Source organism: Mesorhizobium sp. B2-3-12 (assembly GCF_006442205.1).
GTDB lineage: Bacteria > Pseudomonadota > Alphaproteobacteria > Rhizobiales > Rhizobiaceae > Mesorhizobium.
Window position 1 is genome coordinate 61,980 of record NZ_VFVR01000007.1, and the last position, 16,068, is coordinate 78,047.

Sequence of the window (16,068 nt, forward strand, 5' to 3'; positions counted from 1 at the left end):
GCACTCATTTTGGTACTCTAATGTACGTGCTTGTGGCAAAGTGGCCTGGGCACGCTGCCCAGGGTTGGTCACAGGGGACGCTCGCGAAGCGCTAGGTGGCAAATTGAGCACTGTCGCCCTTACGATCGAAAGCTTCGGCGTGAGCCATAGAGGCTGCGTGCGCGACCATAACGAAGACAACTACCTGATTGAGCCGCAGACCGGTCTCTGGATGGTGGCGGATGGCATGGGCGGGCACGAAGCCGGCGAGGTTGCGTCGGCCAGTATCGTCGATCATTTGGCAACAATCGGCATAGCGAGCTCGGCACCCGACCTTCGTGCGCGCTTCGAAGACCGGCTGAGCCGCGCCAATTCCGAGATCCGCGACATCTCGCGGTCCCGCGGCATCACCATCGGCTCTACCTTCGCCGCCTTGCTTGCCATGGATGGAAGGTTCGCCGGCCTGTGGGCCGGCGACAGCCGCATCTATCTGGTGCGTAACGGGGCGATTTTTCAGGTCTCGAAGGATCACACCGAGGTCCAGGAACTGGTGGATCGCGGCATGATCAGCGCGCAAGAGGCGCTTACCTGGCCGCGCCGGCATGTCATCACCCATGCAGTCGGGGTGAGTGACGAGCTCGAGATGGATTTCCAGCAGGGCGAACTGATGGCCGGCGATGTTTTCGTCCTGAGCACCGACGGACTGACGGCACATGTCAGCGACGCCGAGATCGAAGCCGCGGTCAAATCAGCAACGCCACAGGCGGCGTGCCGGAGCCTGCTTGAGACGGTGCTGGCGCGCGGCGGGACCGACAACGTGACCATCGTACTCGTGAAGGTCGGCGGCGGGCGCAACGGTGCCCTCCATCCAGATCGGTCCGCGGAGAGCTTGGCGAGATGAATGACGACGACAAAACACGGATATCGACGAACGCCACCTATGCTGGGGCCGGCACGCAGCTCAGCGGCATCTACGAACTCGACGAGAGGATCGCGTCGGGCGGCATGGGAGAAGTCTACCGCGGCCACAACATCCAAACCGGCGACCACGTGGCGATCAAGATCGTCTTGCCCGAATTCGCCCGTGACCAGACAATCCTGTCGCTGTTCCGCAAGGAAGCATCCATCCTCAACCATCTGTCGCATGACGCGGTGGTTCGCTATCACGTCTTCACCATTGATCCGAAGATCGGCCGCCCCTACCTGGCAATGGAGTTCGTGGACGGGCAATCACTGTTCGACGTGATGCGTCACGGAGCGATGCAGGGGGAAGACGTGCGGCGCCTTTGCCATCGCTTGACCTCGGGGCTCGCGGCGGTGCATCAGGCGGGCGCGGTTCACCGTGACCTTTCGCCGGACAACATCATCCTGCCTGGCGGGCGGGTGGAGCACGCCAAGATCATCGATTTCGGTATCGCTCGCTCGGCGACCGCAGGCGGTGAAACGCTGATCGGCGGGAAGTTCGCCGGCAAATACAATTACGTATCGCCCGAACAGCTCGGCCTCTATGGCGGCGAGGTCAGCGAGCAGTCCGATATCTATAGCCTTGGCCTGGTACTCGCCGCCGCACTGCGCGGAAAGCCGCTCGATATGAGCGGCTCGCAGTATGAGGTGATCGAAAAACGCCGGACCGTCCCAGACCTGTCTGACATCGATCCCGAGTTCCACGATCTTCTGGGCGCTATGCTGCAGCCCGACCCACGCGATCGGCCCGCCAGCATGGCCGAGATCGCCCGGGCAACGCGTGGCGAGGATGTCGAGCTGACACTGCCGCCGGTGTTATATGGGTCGCGTGAACGCTCCGGCTTGCCGCGCGCCGGCTGGACACTGCCGTCCAGCCTCCAGTCTTCGGCATCTGCGGGCGAACAACGCTTTGTCGAGCATGTGCGACCGGCGCATCTGTCGCAACCAGGGTCCGCGCCGACGCCCGGCACGACCGTTTCGGCTAAGCCGCGAAAGTCGGCGCGGATGCCGGCCATCGCTGGCGGCCTGGTGACGCTGGCGGTTCTGTTGGGGGGCGGTCTTTATCTCAGGGGCATCCTGGCGCGGCCGCCGGCCGAAGAGACCCTCAAGTCCCTCACATCAAAGCCGGTGCAAAAGCCGCAACCGCAAGCATCGCAACCACCGCCATTATCACAGCTGCACCCGGAGCCGTCGAAACAAGACAACGCTGCCACCGATCAAACGGCAATGCCACCTGCGCTACCCAATGCTCATGTGAACACCACAATACCGGCCGCGAACCAGGCTGACGCGGCAGGCGAGCAGAAACAGGAGCCGGCCAAGCCCCCCGAACGGCCGGTGCCGACCCGCCCCCCCGAGCCGGCAACAAAATCACAGCAGGTCGCCAGCCAGGAGCCGATGGCCCAGCCGGTGACCGCCGACAGGGAGGCGCCTGTCGTGCCGCCCATCGGCGAGACGAGACCATCCATGGCTCAACCCGAAACAACGGGTAACAACAACCCGCCAGTCGAGATCAAGCCTGCCCAGACGCCGCCGGCGACCGCGCCGCAACCAGTCGGCGAGCCGGGGACGTCCGCGCCAAGCCAGACGCTGGCAGAGGGAAAGCCGGCACGGGAGCCGCCGCCGACGAAACCAAGCGCAACCGAGCTGGTTGACAAACTTTCCAAATTGGCCAAGCCAAAGGCTCCCTCAACGACGGTTGCGGAAAGCCCATTGCCGGCGCTGCCGGCCAGCCCGCCGGCTGAACCGATATTGCCGAATCCGATTGCCAGCCACCCCCTACCCATCGCGCCGTCCGAATTGGCGAACACGCCGCAATCGTCTCAGCAACTGCGGCCGCCGGTGACCACGCAACCCGAAAACACCGACGTTGCCATCAACGTGCCCAACCCGGCGGTGCCGCCAGCGACTGCAGTCGACGAGACGGCGCAACGTGCTTCATGGGTACGCGATTTCAGTGGCGGCGACTGTTTCTACGCGTCGCTGACGCCCCAGAGCGGCAGCGCTGCCGCAATCGAAGGCTTCGCAACCACCGTGCAGCCCTTCGAGCAGATGCTCAACGAGTTTCAAGCGAGGTTCGATTTGGAGCCGGATATCAGCGTCCGTGTCATCGAACAGCCCCAGTGTGAAGTGACCAAGTTCCTGCGCTTGCTCGACCGCGACCGGGTAGAAAGGCCCCAACTGGTTCTCGATCGCATGGCGGTGCCGGACGGTGCGCCCATCAGGGGCACGCTGGCAACGCATGGCGGGCTTTTTTCCAACGTCATGTTGATCGACCACAGAGGCATCGCCTTCAACCTTGACGACCGGATGGTGGCGCAAACCGACAAGGCGACTTTCAGCATCCCGATCGGCTTAGGCGCCGCGGACAAGGCGGTCGGCAAAGCTCTGCCGCAGATCATGCTGGTGATCACCGGACCGCGCGACATTCAGGCCGCGAGATTCTCCAGGCCGACACCAGCATCCGACCTTTTGCCAAAGATACTCGAGGAGATCGAGGCCGACGGCTCGCAATTCTCCGCCGCCGCCAAATATTTCAAGCTCGGCGGATAGATATGAAACGCCGATGGATATTCGCGCCCTGCATTTATTTTGGCCGCCTTCCTCACGCATAAAGCGTAGCTGGTCTGCAGGCTCACTGGCCAACCGCGTCGCTTTTTCCGCGCTGTTGGGCGCAGCACTGCTCATTGCCATCTCGACCGACAGGGCACATGCGGAATTCACCGTCTGCAACCAGACGCTCGACGTCGTTAACCTCGCCGTCGGACAGAAGATCGATGATGCCGACCAGACCGACGGCTGGTGGACCATTGGCGCCAACCAATGCGTGAACGTCATCCGCGAGGAACTGACCAACCGGTACGTATACGTCTACGCGACCGACGTGTTCGGCCATGCGATTCTCAGCGGATCGACCGAAATGTGCGTTGATCGACGCCGCTTCTCTATCCGTGGCATCGACGAGTGCTGGCAGCGCGGTCATATCGCGGCGCGTTTCGTCGAAGTCGATACGCTCGAGCAGGTGCGGTGGACCTATTTCCTGACCGGAAACAGCCCGTGACGCATAGCATCGACACGAGCTTCAAACAAAAGAAGCTGGCGCGCCAGAGTGAGCACAGACGCAAACTTTGGCACCGCTTTCTTGCCGGCCTTGCCACGCTCACGATCATCGCGATTGCCACCGGGTTTTATCTCACCAGGGATGATTGGTCGTTCGGCGACGAGAATGAAGAGCTGCATCCGGTCGAAGGCATGGATGACATGCCCCCCGACGCCTCGGTCTATGTGCCGGCCATTATCGATCTCGCCGGTGACCCAATGTGGATCACGCTGGCACCCGATGACGAGACCGCCACGAAGGGCCGCACGATTGCGCGCCCGGCCGAACTCGACAGCTCCGGGGCTTCGCCGCAAATCGAGATTCTGGCTGACGTGATGTTGAGCGCAAGCGAGAAGTTCATGACGACGATCCCTTCCACGCAGGAGGATTTTGCCTTCTTCCAGGCGCAGCGGCAGGCTGCTCCCGAGCCATCCGTTGCGGCAGCCGAGGGCCACCGGCCGACGGCGCGCGATCCGGCCATGCCGTCCGAGAATGAACGAGACGATCTGGCGAACGACCTGCAGGCCCCCCCTGACGGCGGCGAGACGTCCTCAGCCTCGGCGCTCAAAGCCGACGCGGACGACCCTGAAGCCGGCTGGGGCGAGACCATCGATCAGGGCGAGGCAGCGCTGCCCGCCTTCGAGAAGACCGCCATCGAGAACAACACCACTGTCGCGACCGTCATCAGCGATTATCAGCGTTACGAGGCGACAGAGGACACTTTCGTGAAAGTCCTCAACGAGCGCAGCCTGGATGGCGTCGCACTCGACGCGCATTTCTCGGGGGACGACGCTAGGCTTGCGGGCGAGGCGCTGAAGGCTGTGTTCAACCGCGATCGACTGGAGCCTGGTTTTGTGGTCGCCTTGCGCGGTTTCCGGCCGAACCGTGAGACGACGACGATGTCGCTGATGCAGGTCTCCGTCTACGCAAGGAACCTTTACGTGGGTACACTGACCCGCAACGCCGGAGGCGCCTTTGTTGCAGGAGTCGATCCCTGGGTCCGCGAGGACCTCTTCAACTATTCTGGTGGCTCGGATCAGGGCGGGCCGAAGCGGCAGTACCGCCTGCTCGACGCAATCTACTCGACGGCGGCGCGCAACAAGGTGCCGACCAGCGTGATAGGCGAAGCGATTATGTATCTGTCGAGAGGACAGGATCTGGACGCCTTCGCCGGCGAGGACCAACGTTTGGTGCTGATCTACTCGCAGACCCCGCGCGGCCAAGGCGAGATTTCAGGGCGAGTGCTTTACGTCGGGATCCTGGGAAAGGACAAGAACCTCGACTGCTTCGTCTACCAGCAAAGCGACGGCCAATATGCCTGCGTCACCGGCGATGACCAGGTTCGGTCGCAAACCATCACCAACGGCATGATCACGCCAGTGAGCGGGGTGATGACGTCGACCTTCGGGCCGCGGAAACACCCAATTCTCGGCACCATTCGCATCCACAAAGGTGTAGACTGGGCAGCCCCGGTCGGCACGCCGATCATGGCCGCCTACGACGGCCAGATCAGCTTCCAAGGCGATGGCGGCAGCTATGGCAATCTGGTCAAGATCGCCCATCCAGACGGGCGCGAGACGCGCTACGCCCATATGCAGAAATTCGCCATCGCCAGCGGCGTCGGCACCAAGGTGAAGGCCGGCGATGTTATCGGCTATATCGGCACGACCGGGCTGTCGACCGGACCACATCTGCATTTCGAACTTTATCAAAACGGAGAGGCGATCGATCCGCTCGGGAAGGTCACCAGGGTTGCCAGCGTTGAGTCCACCAGCTCTAGCCCATCAGCGAGCTCTGGCGATGCCGCGGTCGACACGCTAACTGACCGGATCGTGCATGTTGAAAGCGGCGGCAGCGCCCGCGCCAAGAATCCCAACTCGTCAGCAACCGGCGCTGGCCAGTTCATCACCAAGACCTGGATCCGGATGATGAACACCTATCGTCCCGATCTTGCCCGTTCGCTCTCGACCGCGGACTTGCTCGCGCTTCGCTATGACGTGACGTTGTCACGTGAGATGGTGCGCAACCTGGCACGCGAGGGCGAATCCTATCTGCGCGCCCGCGGCCACCAGATAACCGCAGGGCGCCTTTATTTATGCCACTTCCTTGGCATGGAAGGAGCGCACCAGGTGCTGGCCGCGTCCGGCACGTCGCAATTGAGCGCTGTCCTCGGGTCAGCGGTGATCGAGGCCAATCCCTTCCTCATCGGCAAGACCGCTGGCTATGTCATTGACTGGGCCGAGCGGAAGATGGGACAGAAAGTGCCGCGCGTGCTGACGGACGCGGGCCAGCCGGCGGCGAGCACAACCGAACTCCGGCAGACATCACCGGAGTTCGAAAAATACAAGAACGCTATAACAGCGTTGCTCAATTCAATCCAAGGTGTGCTTGAGCCAGGCTAATGCATATCGCTGTTGAGGATCGGCGGGTCGGCCAGCCTACTCGGTCCTGACACGCATCTCCACGCGGCGGTTGACCGGATCGTAAGGGTTGGCGACCCGCGGATGCGATTTGCCAACGCCGATTGCCTCCAGTCTGGCAGGTTCTACCCCGTTGGCTGTCAGGAAAGCCGCTACCGACTGCGCCCTTCGCTGCGAAAGGTCTTGGTTATGGCGATCCGAGCCGGTCGCATCGGTATGGCCCTCGACGACAAAGCTGAACGTACTCAGCCGATTGTCCTTAAGCGCCTTTGCGAACTCATCGAGTTCGGTGCGCGCGACCTGGTCGAGTTGCGCGGAATCAAGGGCGAAATTGATCATCATGTCGAGACCAGCCTTGTGTGGGGCTGAGCCGGTCTTCTCGGCTTTGCTCTTGCACTCTTCCTCCGTACCGACGCAGATGCCGCGCGAGGGCCCCAGGTTGCCGGGCTGATCGGCGAAGAACTTCACGATGTCGTCCGATTTCTGAAGCGGATCGGCACAGACGTGCGTTGCAAGAAGCATGGCCGCCGATGCCAAGGCTGAACTGACCCATCGCATGACCGTCACTCCTGTGTGAGTGGATTTCGCTGCCGACGACCATATCAAATCAAGAAGCAATTGTCTGTGAGCAAACGTACGCCGCTCGTGCCGGCCACTGTTGGGGGCAAACGCTTGACCGGCGCTCGCTCACAGGCTTGAGTGCTTGTCTGCTGGCTCTTGGGGATGTGGCAGCCATGGCGAATGAACTTGGGTACAGAACGGCGCGAGATCTGTTCACGGCTTGTCCCGCCATCGCCAGGGACATGAAATCGCTGGCCACCAGTCAGCCGCCACTTGATTTTTGCCGTAGCCTGCTTGCCGGGCGGGTGCCGGAAGAAGCGGTCACGTTCTGTGCTTACCTTCTACCCGAGCGAGCCGCCGTCTGGTGGGGACATGAATGCTTGAGCAATGTCGCCGAGCTCCTCGCTGGCCAGGATCTCGAATTGCTGGCGCTCGTTCGTGCCCGCGTCGGCGAGCCTGACAATCTTCAACATCAAGCAGCCTTGAGCAATTCATTGGAGCTGCCGCCGGCAACGCCGGCCGCCTGGATCGCGTTGGCAGCGATATGGCGTCACCCTACCCTCAAAATGGAGTCCAGCGGATTTCCCGCCGCCCACGCCGTCAATGCCGCAATCCTGGCGGGACTGGCCCGCGCGGCGCTGGCGGACCGGTTTACCTTGCTTTCCGCCTTTGTCGAAATGGGCATCGAAATGGCTCAGCTTGAGGCGTAACGGGTCCGCCGTTCGCCTTCCCTGCCCCGTCGCTGGCATCAGCCCAGCACTACTTGCAGCCGCCTTGCGCCCATCTGGCCAGTGCGACCTTGAATCGCGTACCAAGCGGATGCTGCAGGCGCAGTACCGAGACGTCGTTGGCAGCGAAATTCTTTGCCTGCTCGCAAAGCCGGGTTTCGTTCCACTCGTGGCAGGCGTCGCAGTGCTTGCCTTCCCAGACTGACTTGTCGAGACCTTCCACCGGACTGAAAAGCGGTTCGCCCTTGATCAACTGAGCGATGCTCTTGCCGTCGATCGCCGGCTCCCCGAACGTGAACGGGCGATCGAAAAAGATTGGACCTTCGGTGGCCAGCTTCGGGATCTTCGCACGCAGAATATCGAGCGCAAGCTGGTCATCATTCTGGGCTGACGAGCGCGTCCCAGAGCTGGCTTCATCTGGCGGGGTGTTCGCTTCCCCCACGATCAGCGGCGCGTTGAGATCGACCTTGTGCAGGACAACCTCGGTGGTCAGGGAGACATTTGTCCAGGGGCGTTGTTTGCCAGCCGTCGCCTTGAAGACGTCGCTGGTCACCCTGTTCATCGCTTCGGTGATAGAGACGTTGGACTCGCCAATGTGCTGAAGCAATGCCGTCGTGAAGGGCGAGTGGTCGCCGGACCCATCATAGGCGAGCTGGTTGGGACTGGCAGCGAAGGCAACGAGCGTTCCCGCACCGCCATCCTCGATCCCAATTTCTGCAAGCCCGCTGCTTGCTCCTTTGACTCCCGCCGTCTTGGCCAGCACATCGGCCAAAGGATTGTCCCGGCATGCGTCCAGAAAGACCAGCCTGATGCTGGTCTCGCGAGACATCTGGCGCATAATGAAATCGACCGACACCGCCTCAAAGTCGAGCGATGTTTCGTCCTCGAGTGCCGCATCCACCGGAAGCAGGTAGTTGTTGCCGGAGACCTGCAAGCCATGTCCGGCATAGAAGAAAAGGGCGACATCGGCGCCGCGCACCTGCTTTGCGAACTGGGCGACCGTCGCCTGCGTTTGCTGCTTGGTGAGGTCGAAACCGGAGACGACCTCGAAACCAAGATTCTGCAGGCGCTCGACCATGGCCTTCGCATCGCGCGCGGGATTGGCGAGCGGCGCGGCGTGCTGATATTGTGAGTTGCCGAGCACCAGAGCGACACGGCGCTCGGCAGTGGCGGCGGTCAAGGTCAAAAATAAAACAATCGCCACGAGGCCAGTGTCGCGAAACAAGGCAGCGCAAAACGCGAATGGACGGAACCCCACCGCGACCTCAGTTCGCGAGCTTCGTGGCGGAGAATTCGATGCGCCGATTAAGCGCCTTGTTCTTTGGCGTGTCGTTGGCGGCAACCGGCCGCTCCTCGCCATAGCCGGTGGCACTGATCTGGTGGCGCTGTACGCCATCGGCGATCAACGCGTCGGCAACTGCCTGGGCGCGCCGTTCGGAGAGCGCTTTGTTTGCCTCTGGCGAACCGTCAGAGTCAGTGTAGCCGGCGACCTCAACACTCAGGGTCGGGCATTTGCCGACGACACCTTCAACCTCGGCGAGCAGCGGACGGCTCTTGGCATCAAGTCGAGCGCTGGCTGGACGAAAGTAGATGGCGCCGGTTCGCGACAAAACGGCAAACCGGTTGAGGCACTCCTCGTCGCTGAAGTTGGGTTTCGCGGCGTCGGTGGCCACGGGACCGACGTCGGCGGCGCTCGCCGCGATTGTCTGCACAGCAGCCGGTTTGCTGCCCTCGGCAACAAAGACGAAGTCAAATGATACCGACGCAGTGGGCACTATGTTCGTCACGTTGGCGGCCTGCTGCAGCTTGTCGACGTTCGGCAGCAGGCCGAAGTCCTCCACATGCACCGCAACGGGAGCCTCGGAAGCAACCGAGACCTGAGTGTCACTGATCATGGTGACGACGACGCTCGCCTCAAGATCCTTCTCGACGCCGTGTAGGCTGAGCCGGAACGGCAAGATGGCCTTGATCCGACGTTTAGCCGGCAAATCGGCGAACGCAGCCGGATCCACCTTGGTTGTCAGTTCGGCCGCCGGGTATTTGAATGTTTCGAAGAACAGGAACCGCATCCGCACATTGCGAAGGTCGACGCCCGTGTCAACAGAGTTGAGATCAAAGCTGATCTTGGCATCACCATCGGAACTCAGCGTTCCGGTGATATTCCTGATCTTGTTGGTTTCGACGATCGTGTTCTTCTTGACTGACTGGTAGGTAAGCACCGAAGCGGCCGAATCGAGCGTCCAGTTCGGTGCTGCACTCGCTGTCTGCGGCCCGAAAACCAGCCATCCCAGTATCGCTATTACGATCAGGCCAAGACGCTGCGCTTTGGCTCGCGCTCGCCACAATGCAACGACTTCGAACATGCAACGCCCCCGCCAGGCAACCCGATCTCGCTAACGGCACCGCCTAAGCATAGAGCAGTTGTTCCTGCTTGGCGAGTAGTTCCAGCGCCTCGCGACAGTTATCGCCGACGACAGCTTGGGCTGCGTCGCCCGTTGTAAGGCGCTATCCTCCAGCACCCGCCACCACCCCTACCGCCCGGCAACGGCGCAATGACAGACGTGGTTTCGTCCTTGACCGGCGGAGCAGTTTCTTGGCGGTCACTTTTGTGCCTTTCGTGCTCGTCCATCTTTGGCAGTGTCGTGCCAAGAGGCGTCCCTGCATATCGCTTGACTCTTGATTAGTTTTGGAACAAATAGAGAACAAATTCCTATCCTGCTGAAGGTTCGGTTAAGGTGCGGCCACAACCCGCTATCGGTACATTGCGCACGTCGATCGAAAAAATCGAAGGCCGAAGTCGGCGTATCAAGTCGGTTCTGCCCTTTGGCATCGCCGACCTCGACACGCGGCTTCCGGGTGGCGGGCTGGCGCTCGGTGCCCTGCATGAGATCGCCGGCGGCGGCAACGGTGCGATCGATGCCGCAGCCGCGGCGCTTTTCGCCGCCGGGATCGCCGCCCGTACTAGAGGCAAGGTCCTGTGGGTGATCCCACGCCCCGACCTGTTCGCGCCGGCTCTGGCGCAGGCAGGCTTGGCACCCGACCGGGTCATCTACGCTGAAGCCGGCAACGACAAGACCTTGCTTGCTTGCGTGGAGGAAGGCTTGCGGCACGGCGGGCTCGGCACCGTGGTCGGCGAAGTCGCCCGCCTCGACATGACGGCCTCCCGGCGGCTTCAGCTTTGTGCCGAAGAGACCGGCACCATCGGCATCGCCCTGCGGCGCTGGCGACGGCAGACCGAAGCTGCCGATTTCGGTCAACCGACCGCGGCTGTGACCCGATGGCGCATTTCGGTGCTGCCTTCGGCTCCATTGCCTGTTCCCGGTGTGGGCCGCCACCGCTGGCTGGTCGAGCTCATCCGGTCGCGAGCTGGCGAAAGTGCGGATTTTGAACTGGAGGCCTGCGATGGCAAGGGTCGTCTCGCTGTTCCTTCCCACCTGGTCGACCGACAGGCTGCGGCGCAAGGGTGGCGACGCCGCGCCTCCGGCTGAGGCGCCGCTCGTGCTGACTGGCCTGCTCGGGAGACGGGAGGTGGTGCTGGCTGCGGACACGGCGGCCTGGACCGCGGGCGCGCGCGTCGGCATGGCTGCCACCAAGGCCCGTGTTCTCGTCCCCAAGCTGATCGTTCGAGAATATGATGCTGCCGGCGACGCAGAGGCGCTTGGCCGGCTAGCCGTCTGGTTGTTGCGGCGTTACGCCCCGCTCGTTGCGGTCGATTTGCCGGACGGCATCGTCCTCGATACAACGGGTGCCGATCATCTGCACGGCGGCGAGGAAGGGATGCTCGCTGGCCTGGTTGACCGGCTGGGTGCGTCCGGGTTCACCAGTCGGTCGGCGATCGCCGACACCTGGGGAGCAGCGCACGCGCTCGCGCGTCATGCGACCAGACCGACAGTCGTTGCCCCGCCAGGACACGCCGCCTCAGCGATTGCACAGCTGCCGCTTTCGGCACTGCGCCTGCCGGCTGACACGATCGAGGGCCTGCGCGTCCTTGGCTTCGAACGCATCGCCGATCTGATCGTGCAGCCGCGTGCGCCTTTTGCATTGCGGTTCGGCCCCCAAGTTTGGCGGCGGGTCGATCAGGCGCTTGGCGTCCTTAACGAGCTGATCGATCCGATACGGGGCGAGGACCTGATCGAGGTCAGACGCAGCTTTGCCGAGCCGATTGGGGCGGCCGAGACCATAAAACACTACATTGGCGAACTCGTCGCTGCCCTGCGCCAGGCGTTGGAGTCCAAGGAGCTCGGCGTCCGGCGTCTGGACCTCATTTGCATCCGCGTCGACAGCAGCGCCCAGGTCATCCGCGTCGGCACCGCCCTGCCCGTACGCGACGCCAAGCGCCTGACGCGGCTTTTGACCGACAAGGTCGAAACGATCGACCCCGGCTTTGGGATCGAGATTATGACGCTGACGGCGATACTTGCAGAGCCGCTTGCCGGCCGGCAGCTCATGACCTCCCTGGTCGACGATGTGGCACCGGACGTGTCCGATTTGATCGATGTCCTGGCCAACCGTGTCGGCGAACGCTCAGTCTATCGCGCCGCCCCGGTCGCCACCGATGTTCCGGAACGATCGGTGCGCCGCATTCCGGCAATGGCGCCGGACTCCGGTGCCACATGGCCAGGTCATTGGCCGCGCCCGGCCCGGCTCCTGCCCTCGCCCGAACCGATCGAGACCGTTGCGCTGTTGCCCGATCATCCGCCGGTGTCGTTCATCTGGCGCGGCATCCGACGCCGTGTTCGCCGCGCCGATGGACCGGAACGCATTTTCGGCGAGTGGTGGCGTTGCGACGCGGAACTGGCGGCGGTCCGCGATTATTTCCGCGTCGAGGACGATGGCGGCGAACGTTATTGGATTTTCCGCTCCGGAGACGGCCAGGATGCGGCCACGGGATCGCATCGCTGGTTCTTGCATGGGGTGTTCGGATGACGGACCGCCCCCGCTACGCGGAAATACAGGTCACATCGCATTTCAGTTTCCTGCGTGGCGCCTCATCATGCGAGCAGTTGTTTGCCCAGGCCGCGGTGGCCGGCATCGAGGCGCTGGCAGTCGTCGACCGCAACTCGCTCGCCGGGATCGTGCGCGCCCATGAGGCGGCCAAGGCCACCGGCGTCCGCCTTGTCGTCGGCTGCCGGCTCGATCTCGCCGACGGCATGTCCGTCCTGGTCTATCCAACCGATCGCGCCGCCTATGCCCGGCTCTGCCAGCTGCTGTCGCTCGGCAAGAAACGCGGCGGCAAGGCCAAATGCATCCTCGACTGGGCAGACCTCGTCGCCTATGGCGAAGGCCTGCTCGCCGTTTTAGTTCCCGACCAGGCTGACGAGTGCTGTGGCCTGCATCTGCGGCGGCTGCGCGTCGTCTTCGGCGACCGCGCCTACGTGGCGCTCACCTTGCGCCGACGACCGAACGATCAGCTGAGGCTGCACGATCTGGCGACCCTGGCAAATGACGTCGGTGTGGCGACTGTCGTCACAAATGACGTGCTCTTCCACGCACCGGACCGCCGGGTCCTGCAGGACGTCGTCACCTGCATCCGTCATCACGTCACCATCGACGAACTTGGACACCGACGCGAGCGCCACGCCGATCGCTACCTGAAGCCCCCGCAGGAGATGCATCGCCTGTTCCCGCGCAACCCGGAAGCCGTGGTTCGCACACTGGAGATCGTGTCACGCTGCCGCTTCGATCTCGCCGAACTCGCCTATCAATATCCAGAGGAACGCGGCGATCCGACGCTGAATCCGCAGCAGACGCTGGAGAAGTTGACCTGGGAGGGAGCCGATGAACGGTATCCCGAGGGGGTGCCGGACAGCGTGCGCGCCTCGCTAAAGCACGAATTGCGGCTGATCGAAAAGCTGCGCTACGCGCCCTATTTCCTCACCGTGAACAGCATCGTGCGCTTCGCGAGATCGAAAGACATTCTGTGTCAAGGCCGAGGCTCGGCCGCGAATTCAGCGGTGTGCTACGCGCTCGGCATCACCAACATCGATCCCGGCCGCAACGATCTGCTGTTCGAGCGCTTCGTCTCCGAGGAGCGACGCGAGCCTCCCGATATCGACGTCGACTTCGAGCACGAACGGCGCGAGATCGTCATGCAGTGGGTTTACGAAACCTATGGTCGCGACCATTCGGCACTCTGCTCGACCGTTGTCCGCTATCGCACCAAGGGGGCATTGCGCGATGTCGGCAAGGCCCTTGGGCTCACCGAGGACCTCATTAGAACCTTGTCCAGTCAGGTCTGGGGTTGGTCGCAGGAAGGCGTCGAGCCCAAGCATGTCGAGGCGCTCAACCTCAATCTCGGTGACCGACGTCTGCGCATGGCGCTTGATCTCGCCCGCCAGCTGATGGGCGCGCCGCGCCATCTGTCGCAGCATCCTGGCGGCTTCGTGCTGACCCATGACCGGCTTGACGAGCTGGTGCCGATCGAGCCCGCCGCAATGGATGATCGCCAGATCATCGAATGGGACAAGGACGATATCGACGCCCTGAAATTCATGAAAGTCGACGTCCTGGCGCTGGGCATGTTGAGCTGCATGAAACGAGGCTTCGATCTCCTGGCTGACCACAAGGGCATCAACCTCGATTTGGCAACTATCCCCGCCGAGGATCCGCGCACCTACGCCATGATCCGCAAGGCGGACACACTCGGCACATTCCAGATCGAGAGCCGCGCGCAAATGTCGATGCTGCCGCGGCTGAAACCTCGCACTTTCTATGATCTCGTCGTCCAGGTCGCCATTGTCCGGCCGGGACCCATCCAGGGCGACATGGTCCATCCATATTTGCGGCGCCGGCAAGGCCTTGAGCCGGTCCATTACCCGAAGCCGGAGCTGGAGAAGGTGCTCGGCAAGACGCTCGGGGTTCCCCTTTTCCAGGAACAGGCGATGCGGGTCGCAATCGAATGCGCCGGTTTTACGCCTGGCGAAGCCGACTTGCTGCGCAAGTCGATGGCGACGTTCAAGTTCACCGGCGGTGTCTCTTCCTTCAAGGAGAAGCTGATCCAGGGCATGGTCGACAATGGCTATGAGCGGGATTTTGCCGAAAGCACGTTCAAGCAGCTTGAGGGGTTCGGCTCTTACGGATTTCCGGAAAGCCACGCTGCCTCCTTTGCGCTCATCGCCTATGCCAGCGCCTGGCTGAAATGCTGGCACCCGGACGTGTTTTGCGCCGCCCTCCTCAACGCGCAGCCAATGGGCTTTTATGCGCCTGCCCAGATCGTGCGCGATGCGGTCGAGCACGGCGTCGAGGTCCGTCCCGTCTGCGTCAATGCCTCGCGATGGGACTGCCTGCTCGAGTCAACGGAAAATGACAGCCGCTTTGCCGTCCGCCTTGGCCTGCGCATGACGCGCGGGCTCGCCAACGCGCATGGCGCCGCGATCGTTGCCGCGAGAGCCGATCGGCCTTTTGCTTCGGTTGACGATTTCTGGCGTCGCGCCGGTGTACCCTCAGCAGCGCTTGTCCAGCTTGCCGATGCCGATGCCTTCCGTCCGTGCCTGGGGCTGGCACGGCGCGAGGCGCTATGGGCCATCAAGGCGCTGCGCGAGGAGCCGCTTCCCCTGTTCGCCGCGGCGTCTGCTCGCCAGGTGCGCGCCGTTCCTGAAGTGGACGAGCCGGTCGTGTCGCTGCGGCCAATGACAGCGGGCGGCGAAGTGGTCGAGGATTACGGCCATGTCGGCCTGTCGCTGCGCGCCCATCCCGTCTCGTTTCTGCGCGATGACCTGCGCCGCCGGCGCATCGTCACGTGCCGGGAGGCGATGGAGGCGCGTGATCGGTCCTGGCTTGAGGCTGCGGGCATTGTTCTGGTGCGGCAGCGTCCCGGCAGCGCCAAGGGCGTGATGTTCATCACGCTTGAGGACGAAACCGGCATCGCGAACCTCGTCGTCTGGGTCAAGGTGTTCGAACAATATCGCCGCGTCGTGCTCTCGGCCGGCATGATCGCTGTACATGGCCGCATACAACGAGAGGGGGATGTGGTTCATCTCGTAGCCCAACGGCTCGTCGACTTGTCGGCCGAACTCGCCAGTGTCGGCAATCGCGATGCCGCGTTCCCGCTGCCCCATGGCCGGGGCGACGAGTTCCATCATGGCAGTCCGACGCCCGATCCGCGCGGTTTGCCTGCGGGGCGGTTGCGCCCACGCGACATCTACATTCCAGATCTGCATATCGACACAATCAGGGTGAAGCCACGAGATTTCAAATGAGCGGCACGGCTCGAAACGTCGCCGCGCCTGGGTCGCCCTCCATCTCGCCTCGTCAGTCACTTCCCTGTTCTAACAGTCTCGACCTGAAGCGGTCCGGCCGGCAATGGCTTCAGTAGGTC

General features: G+C 62.8%; 11 protein-coding genes. 8 read left to right on the forward strand and 3 right to left on the reverse strand.

What is annotated here, in order from left to right; genetic code table 11:
* Positions 1–103: 103 nt before the first annotated feature.
* From FJ948_RS20025 to FJ948_RS20040, 4 genes are read left to right on the forward strand one after another with little or no spacing between them, the layout of a single operon-like run.
* A complete protein-coding gene (locus FJ948_RS20025) occupies positions 104–880 on the forward strand; it encodes a PP2C family serine/threonine-protein phosphatase (RefSeq protein WP_140707416.1) in 777 nt (258 codons plus the stop codon).
* The gene (locus FJ948_RS20030; RefSeq protein WP_140707418.1) at positions 877–3,495 is read left to right on the forward strand and encodes a serine/threonine-protein kinase; all 2,619 of its coding nucleotides are present in this window, start codon (positions 877–879) and stop codon (positions 3,493–3,495) included. Before FJ948_RS20025 ends, FJ948_RS20030 begins: the two co-directional genes overlap by 4 nt.
* Positions 3,496–3,508: 13 nt before the next feature.
* Entirely contained in the window at positions 3,509–4,003 is a 495-nt protein-coding gene (locus FJ948_RS20035; RefSeq protein ID WP_181173740.1) for a DUF1036 domain-containing protein, read from the forward strand.
* Complete coding sequence (locus FJ948_RS20040; protein WP_140707860.1) at positions 4,000–6,444, forward strand: M23 family metallopeptidase; 2,445 nt, start codon at positions 4,000–4,002, stop codon at positions 6,442–6,444. The genes FJ948_RS20035 and FJ948_RS20040 overlap by 4 nt, the downstream gene beginning before the upstream one ends.
* A gap of 36 nt (positions 6,445–6,480) precedes the next feature.
* On the opposite strand, the gene FJ948_RS20045 is transcribed toward FJ948_RS20040, so the two are convergent.
* Positions 6,481–7,020, reverse strand: coding sequence for an OmpA family protein (locus FJ948_RS20045; RefSeq protein WP_246677563.1), 540 nt, complete (start codon positions 7,018–7,020; stop codon positions 6,481–6,483).
* 176 nt (positions 7,021–7,196) lie between these two features.
* Here FJ948_RS20045 and FJ948_RS20050 point away from each other — a divergent pair, with 176 nt between their 5' ends.
* Positions 7,197–7,733: a hypothetical protein gene (locus FJ948_RS20050; protein ID WP_246677564.1), complete on the forward strand. Its 537-nt coding sequence runs from the start codon at positions 7,197–7,199 to the stop codon at positions 7,731–7,733.
* Between the two features lie 49 nt (positions 7,734–7,782).
* Here FJ948_RS20050 and FJ948_RS20055 read toward each other — a convergent pair whose 3' ends face one another.
* Together FJ948_RS20055 and FJ948_RS20060 are read right to left on the reverse strand one after the other, a co-directional pair.
* Positions 7,783–8,955, reverse strand: a complete 1,173-nt coding sequence (locus tag FJ948_RS20055; RefSeq protein ID WP_246677565.1) for a caspase domain-containing protein — start codon at positions 8,953–8,955, stop codon at positions 7,783–7,785.
* 61 nt (positions 8,956–9,016) lie between these two features.
* A complete protein-coding gene (locus FJ948_RS20060) occupies positions 9,017–10,114 on the reverse strand; it encodes an OmpA family protein (protein WP_140707424.1) in 1,098 nt (365 codons plus the stop codon).
* Positions 10,115–10,486: 372 nt separating this feature from the next.
* On the opposite strand from FJ948_RS20060, the gene FJ948_RS20065 reads away from it, so the two are divergent.
* From FJ948_RS20065 to FJ948_RS20075, 3 genes are read left to right on the forward strand one after another with little or no spacing between them, the layout of a single operon-like run.
* Positions 10,487–11,239 (forward strand): damage-inducible protein, encoded by a 753-nt coding sequence (locus tag FJ948_RS20065; RefSeq protein ID WP_140707426.1) that lies wholly within the window; start codon positions 10,487–10,489, stop codon positions 11,237–11,239.
* A complete protein-coding gene (locus FJ948_RS20070; protein WP_140707864.1) occupies positions 11,154–12,677 on the forward strand; it encodes a DNA polymerase Y family protein in 1,524 nt (507 codons plus the stop codon). Before FJ948_RS20065 ends, FJ948_RS20070 begins: the two co-directional genes overlap by 86 nt.
* Positions 12,674–15,949, forward strand: a complete 3,276-nt coding sequence (locus tag FJ948_RS20075) for an error-prone DNA polymerase (RefSeq protein WP_140707428.1) — start codon at positions 12,674–12,676, stop codon at positions 15,947–15,949. Before FJ948_RS20070 ends, FJ948_RS20075 begins: the two co-directional genes overlap by 4 nt.
* Positions 15,950–16,068 lie beyond the last annotated feature (119 nt).